Source organism: Arcobacter sp. (genome assembly GCF_050300555.1).
GTDB lineage: Bacteria > Campylobacterota > Campylobacteria > Campylobacterales > Arcobacteraceae > Arcobacter.
Window position 1 is genome coordinate 1 of sequence record NZ_JBNKXY010000330.1, and the last position, 554, is coordinate 554.

Annotated in this window: 1 protein-coding gene; it reads right to left on the reverse strand. The window is 33.8% G+C overall.

The genetic code is table 11. From position 1 onward, the window contains the following. Positions 1-338: 338 nt before the first annotated feature. On the reverse strand, positions 339-554 hold a 216-nt coding region (locus tag ACQY5W_RS13470; RefSeq protein ID WP_428025481.1), incomplete at its 5' end, for a hypothetical protein.

Sequence of the window (554 nt, forward strand, 5' to 3'; positions counted from 1 at the left end):
CAGCAAAATCCATTTCTCCTGCCCCTGCACAATCCCGGCTCTGCAACTGCAACTTGCTAACCCGCCGCGAAGAGCTTGACTACCGAAACAGGGACGAGCAGTTAGTGACTGTCTGCAAGGAAGATACTCTAAATTCAAACTTAAAAAATAGTATGTCCTTTACAACATGTACTATATTTTACAATATAGTTTTTTCAATTATTTATGCTCTTTGTACTTGAAATTCATATTCTATAGCAACTACCATCTTTTATTTTATATTAATTTATATATCTATTATATTCTAATTTTCATTATGTAATAATAATAAGCAAAATAAAATTTGTGAATCACAATTTCTAAAAATAAATAATATAGCTCCTTTTTATTTCTTTTTTCCTTTCCTTTTCTTTCCCTTCTTTTTCTTTTTTCCTTCTTTTTTCTTTTTTCCTTCCTCTTCTCCTTCTTATGTTGTTGGCGCAGTTTTTTAATGAGGTTTCGGGCTTGTTTGCCGGCCTTTTTTCGGCCCTTCTTTTTCGTCGCCATTGGGGTGAGATACTCCTGAACCTGGTTTG